Genomic DNA, 14872 nt, shown 5'->3' with positions numbered 1-14872 from the left:
AGTGATAGCATATTTCCATGAATTTATAAAGAATTACAGCCAAAACCAGCATGAAATCATCATTGCGCTTTAGTATCATCTCAGCCGCTACATTGCTTCTTTCGCTTCAAGTTTCACAAGCAGAGGCGGTTCTAGCCGATAATCAGAGCTTTGAACAGTGGTGTTTGCAAAAAGATTCTCTTCCAGTAGAGACTAAGAAAACAGTTGAGGTGCTGCTTAAGGAATCTGACACACAAAACTGTAAGTTAGCAGATACGAAGCTCAATAGTCTATCTGTACTTATTCTCGGCGAGAATCAAATCAGTGATACAAAGCCACTTGCAAGTTTGACTAAGTTGACTTGGCTCTCTCTCAACAACAATCAAATCATCGATATTCAGCCTCTTGCAAGTTTGACCACCTTAATTCATCTCTCTCTCAATGGCAACCAAATCAGTGATGTTCAGCCTCTTGCGGGTTTGACTAAGTTAACGAGTCTCTCACTTAGCGGCAGTCAAATCAGCGATGTTAAATCACTTGCGAATTTAACTAAGTTAACTTGGCTTGATCTCAGTGGCAATAAGATCAGTGATGTTCAGCCCATTGAGAGCTTGACTAATTTGACTTGGCTCTCTCTCTACAACAATAAGATCAGTGATGTTAAGCTACTTGCGGACTTGACTAAGTTAACGACCCTCGTTCTTAGCCGCAATAAGATCAGTGATGTTAAGCCACTTGCGGGTTTGACTAAGTTGACTTCCCTCTATCTTGGCGGCAATAACATCACTGATGTTAAGCCACTTGCGAATTTAACTGGGTTAACTTCCCTCTATCTTGGCGGCAATAACATCACTGATGTTAAGCCACTTGTAGGTTTGACTAAATTAAACTGGCTAGCCCTCAACGAAAATAAAATCAGTGATGTTAAGCCTCTTAGTGTGTTGAGTGATCTTACTGGGCTTGATCTTGGCAGGAATCAAATTATTGATGTTAATCCCTTTGCGAGTTTGACTAATTTGGATTTTCTTCGACTCAGTAGTAATCAAATTAGTGATATCGAGCCCCTCATGAGTTTGACTAAGCTAACTGTACTTGAGCTTGATCGCAATCAAATTAGCGATATCAAGCCACTTATGAGCTTGGCTACATTGACAAGACTCAATCTCAGCAAAAATCAAATCAGTGATGTTACACCTTTTAGAGGTCTGACTAGGTTGACCGCCCTTTCTCTATCAGACAATAAGATTATTGATGTTAAGCCTCTTAGTGGGTTGACTAATTTGACTTGGCTCATGCTCAACAGCAATCAAATCATTGACGTTAACCCCCTGGCGAGCTTGGCTAAGCTATCTTTTCTACATCTTAATAGCAATAAAATCAGAGATGTCAAGCCCCTTGCGAGATTGGTTAAACTAAATGATCTCTATCTCAATGAGAATCCAATTAGTGACAAATCTTGCCCAATAAAACCTGCCTCTGTTTGTAAATACTAGACATTTCATAATGCGATCGCAGATTTATTGGTGATGGCGATCACGAATGAATCTGCGATCGCTCGCAACCAAAGAGTGATACGATATTTTCATGAATTGTACTATAGGATCAACCAAAATCAATATGAAACCATCTTTGCACTTTAGTATTGCCTCAGCCGCTATAGTAATTCTATCGCTTCAAGTTGCACAGGTTGACGCTGCTCCAACCCACCATCAAAGTTTTGAGCAATGGTGTTTGCAAAAGGATTCTCTTCCAGTCGAGACTAAAAAAACAATTGAGGCGTTGCTCAATAATGCTGGCTCACAAGACTGCAAATTAGCTGATATGAAACTCAATAGTTTGTCTAAACTTTATCTGAGCGGATATAACATCACTGATATCAAGCCACTTGCGAGCTTGACTAAGTTAACAGAACTCAAGCTTGACGGGAATCAAATCAGTGACATTAAGCCACTTGCGAGCTTGACTAAGTTAACAGAACTCAAGCTTGACGGGAATCAAATCAGTGACATTAAGCCACTTGCGAGCTTGACTAAGTTGACAGAACTCAAGCTTGACTGGAATCAAATCAGTGACATTAAGCCACTTGCGAGTTTGAATAAGTTGACTGTTCTCGTCCTCAGCAACAATAAAATCAGTGATGTTAAACCACTTGCGAGTTTGACTAATATGACTGGTCTCTGGCTCAGCAACAATCAAATCAGTGATGTTAAACCACTTGCGAGTTTGACTAATATGACTATACTCATTCTCAGCAACAATCAAATCAGCGAGGTTAAACCACTTGCGAGTTTGACTAATATGACTAGACTCATTCTCAGCGACAATCAAATCGGTGATGTTACGACTCTTGCGGGCTTAACTAATCTGACTGGTCTATTTCTAAATGGGAATCAAATCAGTGATGTTGAACCTCTTGCGGGTTTGACTAATTTGTCGAGTCTCTCTCTCTACAAAAATCAAATCAGTGATATTAAGCCTCTATCAAGCTTAAATAATTTGATTTTACTCATGCTTGACGACAATAAAATTATTAATGTCAAGCCACTTACGGACTTGACTAATTTGACTTACCTCCATCTAGGCGGAAATCAAATCAATGATGTTAAGCCCCTTGCGAGATTGACTAAGTTGACTGAACTCCATCTAGGCGGAAATCAACTTAGTGACAAATCTTGTCCAGTCAAACCAGAATCTGTTTGTAAGTACTAAATATTCCATAGCGCGATCGCATATTTATCGGTGATGGTGATCGCGAATGAATATGTGATCGCGCACATCCAAAGTTTTACAAGAATCGCAAAGCGCGGTAGCGATCGCTTTACCATTGCGATCATTGCCTGTTGGACTAAACATTCATTAAATGTGCGCTTAATTACAGTAATCCTGAAAAAGATAGATCAAACAAAACATGAGCTACTCCTTTTGTGGTATGGATTTGTTGATTGTACGGGAAACCCTACCAGATTAGGTAGAGTCCCCCCGATGTGCTAATCGGGAAAAGTGGTTAATCTTGTAGGAGATAAAAGATTAACAAAACTTAGGAGTTAGAAGCCTTATGGCTAAAGTAGTTGGAATCGACTTAGGTACGACAAACTCAGTCGTCGCCGTCATGGAAGGGGGCAAGCCAACGGTGATTGCAAACGCCGAAGGCTTCCGTACCACACCCTCAGTTGTTGCTTATGCCAAAAATGGCGATCGTTTAGTTGGACAAATTGCTAAGCGTCAAGCCGTAATGAACACCGACAACACGTTTTATTCAGTTAAGCGCTTTATCGGCAGACGTTATGACGAAGTTAGTGGGGAATCCAAGCAAGTCGCATACAAAGTTTTGAAAGTAGGTGAAAATGTCAAAATCGACGCACCTGCGGTTAGCAAACAGTTTGCCCCCGAAGAAATTTCTGCTCAAGTATTGCGTAAGTTAGTAGACGATGCTAGCAAATATTTAGGCGAAACCGTCACTCAAGCGGTTATCACCGTTCCTGCATATTTCAATGACTCGCAACGTCAGGCTACCAAAGATGCTGGCAAAATCGCAGGTGTGGAAGTTCTCCGCATCATCAACGAGCCAACCGCAGCAGCACTAGCTTATGGTCTAGATAGCAAGACCAATGAAACCATCCTCGTATTTGACCTTGGCGGCGGTACTTTTGACGTATCGATCCTTGAAGTTGGCGATGGTGTGTTTGAAGTAATGTCCACAAGTGGTGACACTCACCTCGGTGGTGACGACTTTGATAAGAAGATCGTAGACTTCCTTGCTAATCAGTTCCAATCAGCTGAGGGCATTGATCTTCGTAAAGATAAGCAAGCATTGCAACGGTTGACTGAAGCTGCTGAAAAAGCGAAGATTGAACTTTCGAGTGTTACTCAAACCGAAATCAACCTTCCCTTTATCACCGCAACTCAGGATGGACCTAAGCACCTTGACACCACACTGACCCGCGCTAAGTTTGAAGAACTCTGCTCCGATCTAATTGATCGCTGCCGTATTCCTGTCGAGCAAGCAGTCCGTGATGCCAAAATCGACAAGTCGAAAATCGATGAAGTTGTCCTTGTTGGTGGTTCGACCCGTATTCCTGCGGTACAAGAAGTTGTTAAGAAGATTCTTGGCAAAGATCCTAACCAAAGCGTTAACCCTGATGAAGTTGTTGCGATCGGCGCAGCAGTCCAAGCTGGCGTATTGGCTGGTGAAGTCAAAGATATTCTCTTGCTTGACGTAACTCCTCTATCTCTCGGTGTTGAAACCTTGGGTGGCGTAATGACCAAAATCATTCCACGTAACACCACTGTTCCTACCAAGAAGTCCGAAGTCTTCTCGACTGCGGTTGATGGACAAAGCAATGTTGAGATTCATGTTCTTCAAGGCGAACGTGAAATGTCTAACGACAACAAGAGTTTGGGAACCTTCCGTCTAGACGGAATTCCTCCTGCTCCTCGTGGCGTACCTCAAATCGAAGTTGTTTTTGACATTGACGCTAACGGTCTATTATCGGTAACTGCCAAGGATAAGGGAACTGGTAAGATTCAAACTCTTTCAATCTCAGGTGCTTCCACACTGCCTAAGGATGAAGTGGAACGCATGGTTAATGAAGCTGAGCGTAATGCGTCTACTGATAAAGAGAAGCGCGATCGCATCGAAACGAAGAATCAAGCTGACTCTCTTGCCTACCAAGCTGAGAAGCAAATCAAGGATCTTGGTGATAAGGTTCCTGAAGCAGACAAGACGAAGATCGAAGATCTTGTCAAGAGCTTGCGTGAAGTTATCGCTAAAGACGATCATGAAGCGATCTCAGCTCAAACTGAAGAGTTGAAGCAAGCTTTGTATGCTCTTAGCTCTTCTGTCTATCAGCAAGGCGGCGGTGAAGCCCCTTCTGGCGCTGCTCCTGAAGACGGAACTAAGGACGCTGCAAGTGGCGATGACGATGTCATCGATGCTGATTTCACCGAATCGAAATAGTTAATTCTAACAAAGGGGTTGGGCGCTATGCGCCCAACCCCTTTTCTATTTGTCAACAAGTCTAATAACTCCAATCATAAGATGGTGAAATTTTAAAAATACAGTTACTTTGAGGATTGACTGGGCATACTTGGCTCTTGATTGGATTTTGGGAAATTACCAACACTACTAGGTTTTTGAGATTAGCCAAAGCCTGAATATCGGTAATTCGGTTATTCTGCAATCCAATAGTAGCCAACTTGGTCATAGATTCTAGTGGCTTGATATCTACAATTTGATTGTGACCGAGGCTAATACTCGTCAATTTTTGTAGGCTAGATAGCGAACTTAAATTACTAATTCGATTGTATTTGAGATTTAAACTGTCTAAATTAGCTAAACCAGAGAGTGGCTCAATATTTGCGATTTGATTTCGGCTGAGATTGAGTCTAGTAAGGCTTTTCAAGCCAGGTAGCGAACTTAAATTACTGATTAGATTGGCTCTTAGATCTAGATAAACTAGATTAGTCAAGCGCGAGATCGGCTTAATATCTGTGATTTTATTACTATCAAGATTAAGCCTTTTCAAGTTGGTTAAACCTGATAGAGATTGAATATTGGCAACCTTGTTGTGGGTTAATTCAAGAATAGTCAAGGGTTTTAGGTTAGCCAAGGAGCTAATATCAGCAATTTGACCACCAATGAAACTGACTTCAGTTAATTGCGTCAAATTCTTCAAAACTTCGATGTTTTGGATTGAGCTAAACCACAGTGTAAATTTTTTTAACTTGGTTAGGCTAGAGAGCGATCGAATATCTGTTATGTTTTTCCCCATCAGCCCCAAATCGGTAAGATTACTTAGACTGGCAAGAGGGCTAACATCAGTCAGTCCATCACTCAGAATCACAAAGGCTTCAAGGTTTTTAAGCTTCACTAGGGGAGTGAGATCGGTGATTTTGTGACTCATGAAGCTGAGCTTACGCAAATTTGTCAAACTTGAGAACGGACGTAGATCGCTAATATCGGAGAGGGTAGGACTAGAAGTAAGGAATTCAGTGCGCTGATTAAGGGCGATATCAGCTAATCGACAATCTTGAGTACTGGCTGCATCCAATAAATAATTCACAGTTTTCCTTGTTTCTGGTGGTAAAGAGTTCCGCTCGTTACACCAATCTTCAAAGCTCTTAACTTTTGGCAACTCCTTCGCCATAATTGCTGATGCAGGAACCAAAGTTAATAAGAGCCAGCTCGTCACAAACAACATTTTCATAAGCAAAAAACTTGTAAAGTCAAGGCTAAAATACCACCGCCCCAAAGTGTGACAATACCCCCGACAAGATGGCACAGGCACAGTTTAGATTTTGCTAGTGTATGCTGAGAAATAGTTTTCTCCAAAAAAATTATGAGTATGTTTCTGCAAACACTAGCCCAAGCCAATGCAATTTATGTCAAACAAAAATTTGAACTAGCAGAAATATTTGGCTTTGAAACTCGCAACCGTTATCAAATCCAAACCGATGATGGTCATCAATTTGGTTACTGTGCTGAGCCAAAACTAGGCTTCTTAGACGCGATCATGAGACAGTTTCTAGGGCATTGGCGAGTTTTTAATATCGTGGGAACTGATATGGCTAATCAGCAAGTTTTTCGCGCTCATCATCCTTTTCGCTGGTTTTTTCAGCGTCTAGATATTTTTGGTGCAGGCGATCGCCCTGTAGGAAGTTTGCAGCAGAGATTTGCATGGTTTAACAAAAAATTTGAATTTTTGGATACTAGGGGCAGGGTGATCATGAGCATGACTTCCCCACTTTGGAAAATTTGGACATTCCCCATCAAAAAAGCTGAAAAGGAAGTATCGGTAATTGAGAAGAAATGGACAGGGATATCTAAAGAACTATTTACTGATGCTGATAACTTTAGAGTTCGCTTCACCGATGCGAAATTAACGGCAGATGAAAAGTTGCTGTTACTCGCTGGTGCAGTGTTTGTTGATCTTTTATACTTTGAGACAAAAGCTTCTTAATAGTCAGGAATTATCTTGAATTGTCAGATTATTCGTTACGAAGAAATTGATTCAACTAATAGTGAAGCTTGGCGACTTATTGATTCAATACGTCTCGAAGCGCTATCAAACACGGCGATCATTGCTAAGCGCCAAACTAAAGGTCGAGGTCAACGTGGTAACGGTTGGCAGTCAGACTTGGGCGGATTATTTATGTCAGTGATTTTGCAGCCAAATTTGACAGCAGCAAATGCTCATCAAATTACGCTCTGGTCTGCTTGGGGCATAGCCAAGGCACTAAATGAAACGGGGGCAAATGTAAAGCTGAAATGGTTAAATGATCTATTAATCGATCGCCGCAAATTGGGAGGAATTCTCACTGAAACGCGAATCGAGGCTGGCAAAATTCGTTATGCCGTAGTGGGGATCGGGATTAATTGGACAAACGATGTACCTGAAGGTGCGATCGCACTGGGTGAATTACCAACTACTTTGTCAAACATAGATGAACTGATCGAAGTGGTGCTAAAAGGCATACAGCTAGGTCAAACTCGCAGCGATCGAGAAGGAATGGTGGGCATTTTGGCGGAATATTTAGAGCTACTTAGCGACAAAAAAGTACATCAAACGATTAATGGACGGGAACTTCAAGGGCAAATAATCGACATTAGACCAACGGGCGAACTGGTAGTAAGATGGGAAGGCAATTCCCAAGAAGCGATCTATCAGCCTCAAAACTTCTCTGTCGGCTATCAGTAGAATCAAATTATGCGAAAATCAACACTTTCAACGATTACGTTAGCAACCCTGCTTTGCCTCTCCACAAATAACTACTTTTTAGTTGGCTCAGCATATGCCGCGACAAAATCTGCCGTTTCCCCTGATGTAGCAGTATCACAACCTTCGGCTCCAGCCCCACAAATACAGGCTCAACCAGCGATCGCTCCTGCACCAGTCACTGTAGAGATCAAAAGTGAAAGTAGCTTTAACGCTTCTCCAGCCGATAAGCCTATAAATAATGCAGGTAATCGCGAATCTGTCCTAGTCAATATTGAGACTGGATCGAAGTCATCACCAAAAGCCTCAGCCAAGCGATCACAGCCCGTCGGACAACCTGTCGAAATTGTCCTAGAGAACCGATCTACAGGCTGTAAATTCAAGGCTAGTAGCCTTCTCGAACGCAATGCCGATCTTTGTAACCCTGAAGTAGCGATCGCCGCTAAAAATAGATCGCAAAACTACTACCAAAACAGCAATGTTCTCTATACCGCCGCCTCGGGTGAAACTGCTGTGCAAGTGCGCCGCCTCACTTCTGAAGAAATTGCTGCGATGAGCTTGCCTAGCAATGGCGACAAGCAAATGCTGTTCCCATTAATTTCTCCGTCGGTAATTAGTTCTCTATTTGGCGCTCGCGTCCATCCTGTCACAGGACAGGTACGCTTTCATCAAGGCACAGACTTAGCCGCTCCCGAAGGTACACCCGTCGTCGCCGCCTTTAGTGGTCGTGTCGAAATTGCAGGTTGGCTTGGTGGATATGGCTTGATCGTGGTCATTTCTCACGGAGACACCCATGAGACTCGTTATGCTCACTTGTCTGAGGTCTTAGTTAAGCCCGGTCAAGAGATTAAACAGGGTAATGTGATCGGTTTAGTTGGCAGTACGGGTATGGCTACTGGACCACATCTGCATTTCGAGATTTGGCAAAAGATGCAAGAGGGACTGGTAGCGATCGATCCCACACCGCAGTTGATACTTGCTATGGAGCAATTACAAAAATATCTCGCACAATCACCGAAATCAGGAAATAAAGCCTAAATAAAAAAAGCCTCGCAGTGCGAGGCTTTTTTTATTGTCCCAACACGCTAGTCCAAAACTATGCACTTTCAGTGCAAGGCTTTAGCTGACAACCTTTAAAGCAGTTACTATGATTTCTTTACAGAACTTTAGCGTGAGTAAAACCTGCATTATCATCACAGTCACATTACTAAAATAGGAAAACTAAATATAGTTTGGATGAAGCTACAGATTTAGGACTTTCAGTCCACAACTGAACCACTATGCACTGGAAGTGCATAGTGGTTCAGTTGTGGACTTTGCCATCGGGAAGCGTGGCTCCTTTGAGAATTGCGCCGACAAGATTGGCACTACTTAACTCAGCACGGTTGAGAATTGCATCGGTCAAATCGGCATTGGCTAGATTAGTCCGAGCAAGATAGGCTTCGATCAGGTTAGAGCGGATCATAATTGCCCCACTGAGATTAGCTCGACTGAGATCGGCACGAGTCAATTTGACATCTGTGAGATCTGTACCTTGCATCTTCACCCGACTCGCCTTAACATCCGCCATAATCGCGCTTCGCAGTGAAACTCCATTAAAATCTGCATCGATTAAAATTGCTCTTTCCAGTTTGGCATTATTTAAAATTGCACCTGAGAGCGTTGCGCAGCTGAGATTAGCTTCAGAGAGAAATACGCCTTGCATATTGGCATTATTTAACTTTGCCTCACTAAGGTTTGCACCACTGAGAGTTGCTTCTTGTAAATTTGCGCCGCGTAGGTCGGCTTTGTGTAGATCCGCACCAGATAGATTTGCGCCACGCAGGTCAGCACCAGATAAATTTGCGCCTGTTAGACTAGCTGTGCTGCGCTTCTTTTTGCCAGCATCAATTTCATGTTGATCGCCGACAGCTCGTTCTTGTCTGAGATTTGCGCCTTTCATGCAGGCTCCGACAAGGTTCGCCCCACTCAAGTTAACCGTGCGCATATCTGCGTCAATTAAGTTAGCATCCATCAAATTCGCAAGACTAAGATTTGCACCAAAGAGAGTTGCTCCTTGCAGACTGGCTCCATGCAAATCAGCATTGGATAGATTGACATTACTCATGCTCGCTTGATTGAGATTCGCACCACAGAGATTCGCACCAACCATTAATGCTCCGCGCATATTTGCCCTTGTCAAACAAGAAAAGGTCAAGACGGTACTATTGAGATAGGCTTTGGAGAGATTAACATCCAGCCAATCCGTGCGACTGAGGTTCGCCCCACTGAGTTTGATGCCATTGAGATTAAGCCCACTAAAGTCGCGATCCCCTTTTGCATAGCGGCGCAAAATATCTTGAGAAGTAAGTGCTGCATCCATATTTAAGATCCTCGAAATAAGAAGTAAGAAAATAGTAAGGTGGGCATTGCCCACCTTACTATTTTCTTAAACAGATGCTGTCGAAGCGAACTCTTGTTGTTGCTCATTAAGTTGTTCAAGAATTTCGGAACTCTCTAACTCAGAGCCATTAGCAAGGCGCTGTTTTTGCAAATCTAAGGCTGCTTTAATTAAACCTTGGAAAAGCGGATGAGGTCTACTAGGGCGAGATTGGAATTCAGGATGGAATTGAGTGGCGATGAAATAAGGATGGCTAGGAAGCTCGATCGCTTCCACTAATCGCCCATCGGGAGAAGTACCACTAATCACATAACCAGAGTCAATAAATTGTGATCGATAGGCATTATTAAACTCATAGCGATGGCGATGGCGCTCGTAAATCACTGACTCATTATAAAGCTGATGAACTAGGCTGTTAGGAGCAAGACGGCAAGCATATAGCCCCAAGCGCATCGTGCCCCCAAGGTTAACTACATCTTGCTGTTCAGGTAAAAGGTGAATAACAGGATTCTTGGAATCTAAGTCAAACTCGGCACTATTAGCATCCCCGAGTTGACCGACATTTCTAGCCCAGTCAATGACTGCACATTGCATCCCTAAACACAAACCCAAAAATGGAATTTGGCGATCGCGTGCATATCGCACAGCCGCAACTTTACCATCAACACCACGATTACCAAATCCACCAGGCACAACGATCGCATGGACATCTTTTAAGAATTTCTCTGCCCCGTATGCTTCAATGTCTTCGGAGTTAATCCATCGTATATTTACATTGCTATTAACAGCGATCGCACCATGTTTTAGGGCTTCGATCACCGAGAGATAGGCATCGGTCAGTCGTACATATTTACCAACGATGGCGACTTCTACTTGATGTTCAGAGCGATAGAGACGCTCGACAAGGGTTTGCCAGCTACGAAGATCGGGCTGACGTTGTTGCATACCCAGCAGGCGCAGTACTTGCTCAGCAAGTCCTTCACGCTCCATCGCTAATGGCACTTCATAGATGCTTTTCACATCTTGTCCTGTCATTACGCATTCAGGCAGCACGTTACAAAATTCTGAAACTTTGTCCTTGATGTTTTGGGGTAAAGGGCGATCGCTACGACAAACTAAAATGTCAGGCTGAATCCCCACAGATTGCAATTCCTTAACCGAGTGCTGCGTGGGCTTGGTTTTCATCTCTCCAGCAGAGGCGATCCAAGGCATGAGGGTAACATGCATATAGACAACATTTTGCCGCCCCACATCCTTACGAAATTGCCGAATTGCTTCAATAAATGGTAGTGATTCGATATCGCCTACCGTGCCGCCAATTTCTACAATAACGACATCAGGATTGCCATTTTTGGCAACGCGATGAATGCGTTCTTTAATTTCATTAGTAATATGTGGGATCACCTGCACAGTGCCGCCTTGATAGTCGCCACGACGTTCTTTATTGATCACACCTTGATAAATTGCACCTGTGGTGACATTACTGAGTTTTGACATGGAGGTATCAGTAAAGCGCTCATAATGCCCCAAGTCTAGATCCGTCTCTGCGCCATCTTCGGTAACAAAAACTTCTCCATGCTGAAACGGACTCATTGTTCCTGGGTCAACATTGATATAGGGATCGAGTTTTAGAATTGCGATCGAATAATCCCTAGATTTAAGTAATCGTCCCAAACTTGCGGCAACGATGCCCTTCCCGATACTAGAGACAACACCGCCAGTCACAAAGATATACTTAGCCATAAAAATTTCGTTATAGGGTGCATTGTTTTATTGTTTCGTAAACAATGCTTAACAAAGTGATTATATATCAGGCGATCGCACTGCTTTAAACATGCCAAATCGACAAAGCCCCACTCCAAAGGCTAGACGCATTAGTAAAATCGTTGGTATTTCCCTTACTGATTTAATAAATCCAGATATCCCAAAACTCACCAATCCCTTTGGTCGCGCTACACCTTGCCAGATTGAATCTAGCCATGAAGGAAGAGTTTCTGCTGTCCAATCAGAAGTTGTTACCTTGCCATCGACCAGTCCTGTCGCCTCCAAAAGCTCAGAAAAGCCTTCAATGCTTGAGAACTCAGGATGTGACCATTGATCGAGGAGTTGCTTCATCACAGGCTTCTCCCAAATGTTTAGAGGCACTTGGCGATCGTCTCGCTGATTCCAATCCGCAAGTACCAGCAAACCATTGGGCTTGAGTACGCGCATCAACTCTTTTGCAAAAATAGCTTTGTCGGGCATATGTGGCCCCGCTTCGACCGACCAAACCACATCAAAGCTTGCATCAGGAAATGACATCGCCATCGCATCATCAACCTGAAATTTTAGGTCAAGCTCCTTTGGGGTTAACTCCTGAGCACGTTTGACCTGCTCAGGACTAATCGTAATTGCTGTTACCGAGAAGCCATATTCTTTTGCCAAAATGCGGCTACTGCCACCAATACCACAGCCCACATCAAGGACAGTCGTTCCAGCAGGGAGCTTATCTAAGCCACCCCAACGCACCATTTCATGAACAAAATCAGATTTAGCGGTCAAGAAGTCTTTTGAACGCGGTGGCGAACCGTAATGACCTAGATGAATATGTTCGCCCCAGTAGAACTCTAAAATTCCATCTTCTGTCCATTGATCATAGGAGTTAGCAACAGAATCAGTAGATTGATAGCGACGTGCTGTAGCTAGATAAACGCCAATTCCTGCGATCGCAACTGCCAAGACAGCTTCCAACGTAGTAACAAATAAATTCATTAAGATTAAGCCTTACCATTTTTGACAAGTAGGTCTTCCAGCTTATTTTGATTAATAAGACTTTGCTCTATATCTGGAGCTGTAAATTTAGCCTTGTGAAACTCAGCGATCGAGATTAATTTACAAGCCTCAGAATCCCATAACACAAACTTGGCGCAGCCAAGCATATCTCCGAGCCTCAGCGTTTTGACCTTTGAGAGAAGATGAATATTTGCGTTATGACAAGCTTCGAGATTGTAGTTCGGGATTCTTTCCGAAAGGTGATGGATATTATGAAAACCGATATCTGCGGAAAACCACTTCAAAATTGTTGGCAACTCTAGATAACTGCTACCATCAAGCGCTCCAAGCAGATAGTCCCAACCTTCCGTCTTGTGGGCATAGGAGTCTTCAAAGTTATGCTGGACAAAGAACACGCAGATAAAGATCGCTGCTGAAAAAGTTAAACTGATTGAGTAAACACTGAAAAAGAAGCCTGCTCCAAGCAAATGGCTGAGAAAAATCCAACTGCCGATTACGCAAATATTATTGAGCAGCAAATCTATAAATTCCGCTCCCGTATACCAATTTCTAGATTTGTGAGAAGAGATAATCGCCGCTAAACCCATGCGAGGGTCTTTCCTTAAACTGGAAAATATATGACCAATAAAATCATAGCTTCCTGCAATTAGTGCATATCTTGGTCTGATTGCAAGGTAGAAAAAACCTCCCAAGAAAGACATTAATGGATGTCTCATTACGGCATAAAGCTTTTGATCGGAATCATTGAGCTTAGAAAATTCTTCAGTAGAGAGGAATGCTGCGACACCACGATATCGTTCCCAATCACCATTGGTTTTGTGGTGGTAGGCATGACCTTTTGACCAAGGATATTGGGGTATGGCATTAATCACACCCAAAAAGAAGCCAACAACTCTGTTAACTTTTTTGGAAGTAAAGAGCGAATAATGTCCGCAATCATGCATTAACGAGAAGCATCGCAATGAAAAGAGAGTCATCAAAATGATGATCGGAGGCAGAAACCAAAGAGAAACTGCTGCTGCTTTAACTGCCAAAAACCATAAAACTATATAGGGAACAACGGTATTCAGGATTTGATAAGTTGCCAAGAGATCGTTGCTCTTCATGTAAGGAGTGAGAACAAAGTCTGATTTTTTAATTATATTTTCCACTCAATAAAATACTCTTGTAAATAACTCTAGCAGTATGGCTAGGATGGGTGGTGCGTTGCGCCGCCCATCCTAGATTCTAATAAAACGATGTGATGATTCGGGCGGGAACCCGTGTGGCATGAATTCATCCCAGCGATCGCATACTTGTTTGTAGCATTCTGAGGGAGAAATCTTCAGGTTTTGGAGACAGTAAATTTCGATCTGTTGATCGATATTCATTGCCAGAATGATCTCTTGTTGAGCATCATAGTTGGCGATCGCCTGCATTAATGACGGAATCTGTCTTGAACCGATACCCATTTCCAGTAAATAGGGTGCAGCAAATTCCGCTGCTATAAACTGAGTTCTAAATTGCCAAAGGTGAAAACTCGGCTTAAAATCAGCAGCAGGTTGCCCGACAATACAAACTGTAATCCCTTTCCCTGATGTTACAACACCCCTCAGGGCATGATATCCAATTAGTAAAAAATTATCTTTAATAAACTGAGGTTGCCAAGAATGGCAGATGTCCTGACGTTCTTTATGATCTCGCAGCATTGGACTTCCTATTTGTCTGCTTGATGCGATCGCCTTGGGGCAGTTTTTGTCCAATCGGGAGCAATTGTAAAATTTCTAAAAATTTTAAACTAAACATCATCTATACCTCGCAGATGAAAAAGTGTAGGTTGATGAATCTCTAAAAGAGACCATTTGCGATCGGCGGGCATCCTGACTTAGAGATTGATGCATCTCATCACAGTTGCGGGACAGCGCTGGGTTTACACCAAACTTTCCCCGTTTCCTCCAAAGGCTGTTACCCGTTGGAACCGATCGATAGTCTCATCATTGTAGGACATAAACCAAAAAAAGAGAAAGGCGGCGCAAAGCGCCACCTT

13 protein-coding genes and 1 riboswitch are annotated in these 14872 nt (G+C 42.9%); of the genes, 6 read left to right on the top strand and 7 right to left on the bottom strand.

Translation table 11 applies throughout. From position 1 onward, the window contains the following. Window positions 1-50: 50 nt before the first annotated feature. Entirely contained in the window at window positions 51-1472 is a 1422-nt protein-coding gene (locus APA_RS04605; protein WP_201321140.1) for a leucine-rich repeat domain-containing protein, read from the top strand. Window positions 1473-1596: 124 nt separating this feature from the next. After that, on the top strand, window positions 1597-2688 hold the full coding sequence (locus tag APA_RS04600) for a leucine-rich repeat domain-containing protein (protein WP_201321139.1): 1092 nt from the start codon (window positions 1597-1599) through the stop codon (window positions 2686-2688). Here APA_RS04600 and APA_RS25405 read toward each other — a convergent pair. Then, window positions 2685-2813: a hypothetical protein gene (locus tag APA_RS25405; protein WP_268961881.1), complete on the bottom strand. Its 129-nt coding sequence runs from the start codon at window positions 2811-2813 to the stop codon at window positions 2685-2687. The genes APA_RS04600 and APA_RS25405 overlap by 4 nt on opposite strands. A gap of 221 nt (window positions 2814-3034) precedes the next feature. Between APA_RS25405 and dnaK the strand changes: the two genes are divergently transcribed. After that, window positions 3035-4936: a molecular chaperone DnaK gene (gene dnaK, locus APA_RS04595; RefSeq protein WP_201321138.1), complete on the top strand. Its 1902-nt coding sequence runs from the start codon at window positions 3035-3037 to the stop codon at window positions 4934-4936. Window positions 4937-4997: 61 nt separating this feature from the next. Here the strand turns inward: dnaK and APA_RS04590 are convergent, their stop codons facing one another. After that, window positions 4998-6179, bottom strand: coding sequence for a leucine-rich repeat domain-containing protein (locus APA_RS04590; protein WP_374101344.1), 1182 nt, complete (start codon window positions 6177-6179; stop codon window positions 4998-5000). Window positions 6180-6317: 138 nt separating this feature from the next. Between APA_RS04590 and APA_RS04585 the strand changes: the two genes are divergently transcribed. From APA_RS04585 to APA_RS25055, 3 genes are read left to right on the top strand one after another with little or no spacing between them, the layout of a single operon-like run. Next, complete coding sequence (locus tag APA_RS04585) at window positions 6318-6938, top strand: phospholipid scramblase-related protein (protein WP_201321136.1); 621 nt, start codon at window positions 6318-6320, stop codon at window positions 6936-6938. A gap of 15 nt (window positions 6939-6953) precedes the next feature. Further along, on the top strand, window positions 6954-7676 hold the full coding sequence (locus tag APA_RS04580) for a biotin--[acetyl-CoA-carboxylase] ligase (RefSeq protein ID WP_201321135.1): 723 nt from the start codon (window positions 6954-6956) through the stop codon (window positions 7674-7676). A gap of 9 nt (window positions 7677-7685) precedes the next feature. Further along, window positions 7686-8732 carry a M23 family metallopeptidase gene (locus tag APA_RS25055; RefSeq protein ID WP_236579406.1) on the top strand — a complete coding sequence of 349 codons (1047 nt, stop codon included), beginning with the start codon at window positions 7686-7688 and terminating at the stop codon, window positions 8730-8732. A gap of 265 nt (window positions 8733-8997) precedes the next feature. Here the strand turns inward: APA_RS25055 and APA_RS04570 are convergent, their stop codons facing one another. The 5 genes from APA_RS04570 to APA_RS04550 form a co-directional block, all read right to left on the bottom strand. Next, a complete protein-coding gene (locus tag APA_RS04570; protein WP_201321134.1) occupies window positions 8998-10056 on the bottom strand; it encodes a pentapeptide repeat-containing protein in 1059 nt (352 codons plus the stop codon). A gap of 66 nt (window positions 10057-10122) precedes the next feature. Continuing rightward, complete coding sequence (locus tag APA_RS04565; protein WP_201321133.1) at window positions 10123-11817, bottom strand: CTP synthase; 1695 nt, start codon at window positions 11815-11817, stop codon at window positions 10123-10125. 60 nt (window positions 11818-11877) lie between these two features. After that, complete coding sequence (locus tag APA_RS04560) at window positions 11878-12825, bottom strand: methyltransferase domain-containing protein (RefSeq protein ID WP_201321132.1); 948 nt, start codon at window positions 12823-12825, stop codon at window positions 11878-11880. Window positions 12826-12830: 5 nt separating this feature from the next. Then, on the bottom strand, window positions 12831-13997 hold the full coding sequence (locus APA_RS04555; protein ID WP_201321131.1) for a fatty acid desaturase: 1167 nt from the start codon (window positions 13995-13997) through the stop codon (window positions 12831-12833). A 69-nt stretch (window positions 13998-14066) separates the two neighbouring features. Continuing rightward, a complete protein-coding gene (locus tag APA_RS04550) occupies window positions 14067-14534 on the bottom strand; it encodes a hypothetical protein (protein WP_201321130.1) in 468 nt (155 codons plus the stop codon). 143 nt (window positions 14535-14677) lie between these two features. Further along, window positions 14678-14823: riboswitch (cobalamin riboswitch) on the bottom strand. Between the last annotated feature and the right edge of the window lie 49 nt (window positions 14824-14872).

Source organism: Pseudanabaena sp. lw0831 (genome assembly GCF_016584665.1).
In the GTDB taxonomy this organism is placed as follows: Bacteria; Cyanobacteriota; Cyanobacteriia; order Pseudanabaenales; family Pseudanabaenaceae; genus Pseudanabaena.
The sequence above is the reverse complement of the archived record's forward strand: the minus strand, read 5'-3'. Positions and strand labels throughout refer to the sequence as shown.

Excerpts from the sequence above, each read along its gene's own strand:
- APA_RS04565 (WP_201321133.1), bottom strand. The coding sequence starts at position 11,817 with ATGGCTAAGTATATCTTTGTGACTGGCGGTGTTGTCTCTAGTATCGGG.
- dnaK (WP_201321138.1), top strand. The coding sequence starts at position 3,035 with ATGGCTAAAGTAGTTGGAATCGACTTAGGTACGACAAACTCAGTCGTC.
- APA_RS04560 (WP_201321132.1), bottom strand. The coding sequence starts at position 12,825 with ATGAATTTATTTGTTACTACGTTGGAAGCTGTCTTGGCAGTTGCGATC.
- APA_RS04550 (WP_201321130.1), bottom strand. The coding sequence starts at position 14,534 with ATGCTGCGAGATCATAAAGAACGTCAGGACATCTGCCATTCTTGGCAA.
- APA_RS25405 (WP_268961881.1), bottom strand. The coding sequence starts at position 2,813 with ATGATCGCAATGGTAAAGCGATCGCTACCGCGCTTTGCGATTCTTGTA.
- APA_RS04585 (WP_201321136.1), top strand. The coding sequence starts at position 6,318 with ATGAGTATGTTTCTGCAAACACTAGCCCAAGCCAATGCAATTTATGTC.
- APA_RS04600 (WP_201321139.1), top strand. The coding sequence starts at position 1,597 with ATGAAACCATCTTTGCACTTTAGTATTGCCTCAGCCGCTATAGTAATT.
- APA_RS04605 (WP_201321140.1), top strand. The coding sequence starts at position 51 with ATGAAATCATCATTGCGCTTTAGTATCATCTCAGCCGCTACATTGCTT.
- APA_RS04590 (WP_374101344.1), bottom strand. The coding sequence starts at position 6,179 with ATGTTGTTTGTGACGAGCTGGCTCTTATTAACTTTGGTTCCTGCATCA.
- APA_RS04570 (WP_201321134.1), bottom strand. The coding sequence starts at position 10,056 with ATGGATGCAGCACTTACTTCTCAAGATATTTTGCGCCGCTATGCAAAA.
- APA_RS25055 (WP_236579406.1), top strand. The coding sequence starts at position 7,686 with ATGCGAAAATCAACACTTTCAACGATTACGTTAGCAACCCTGCTTTGC.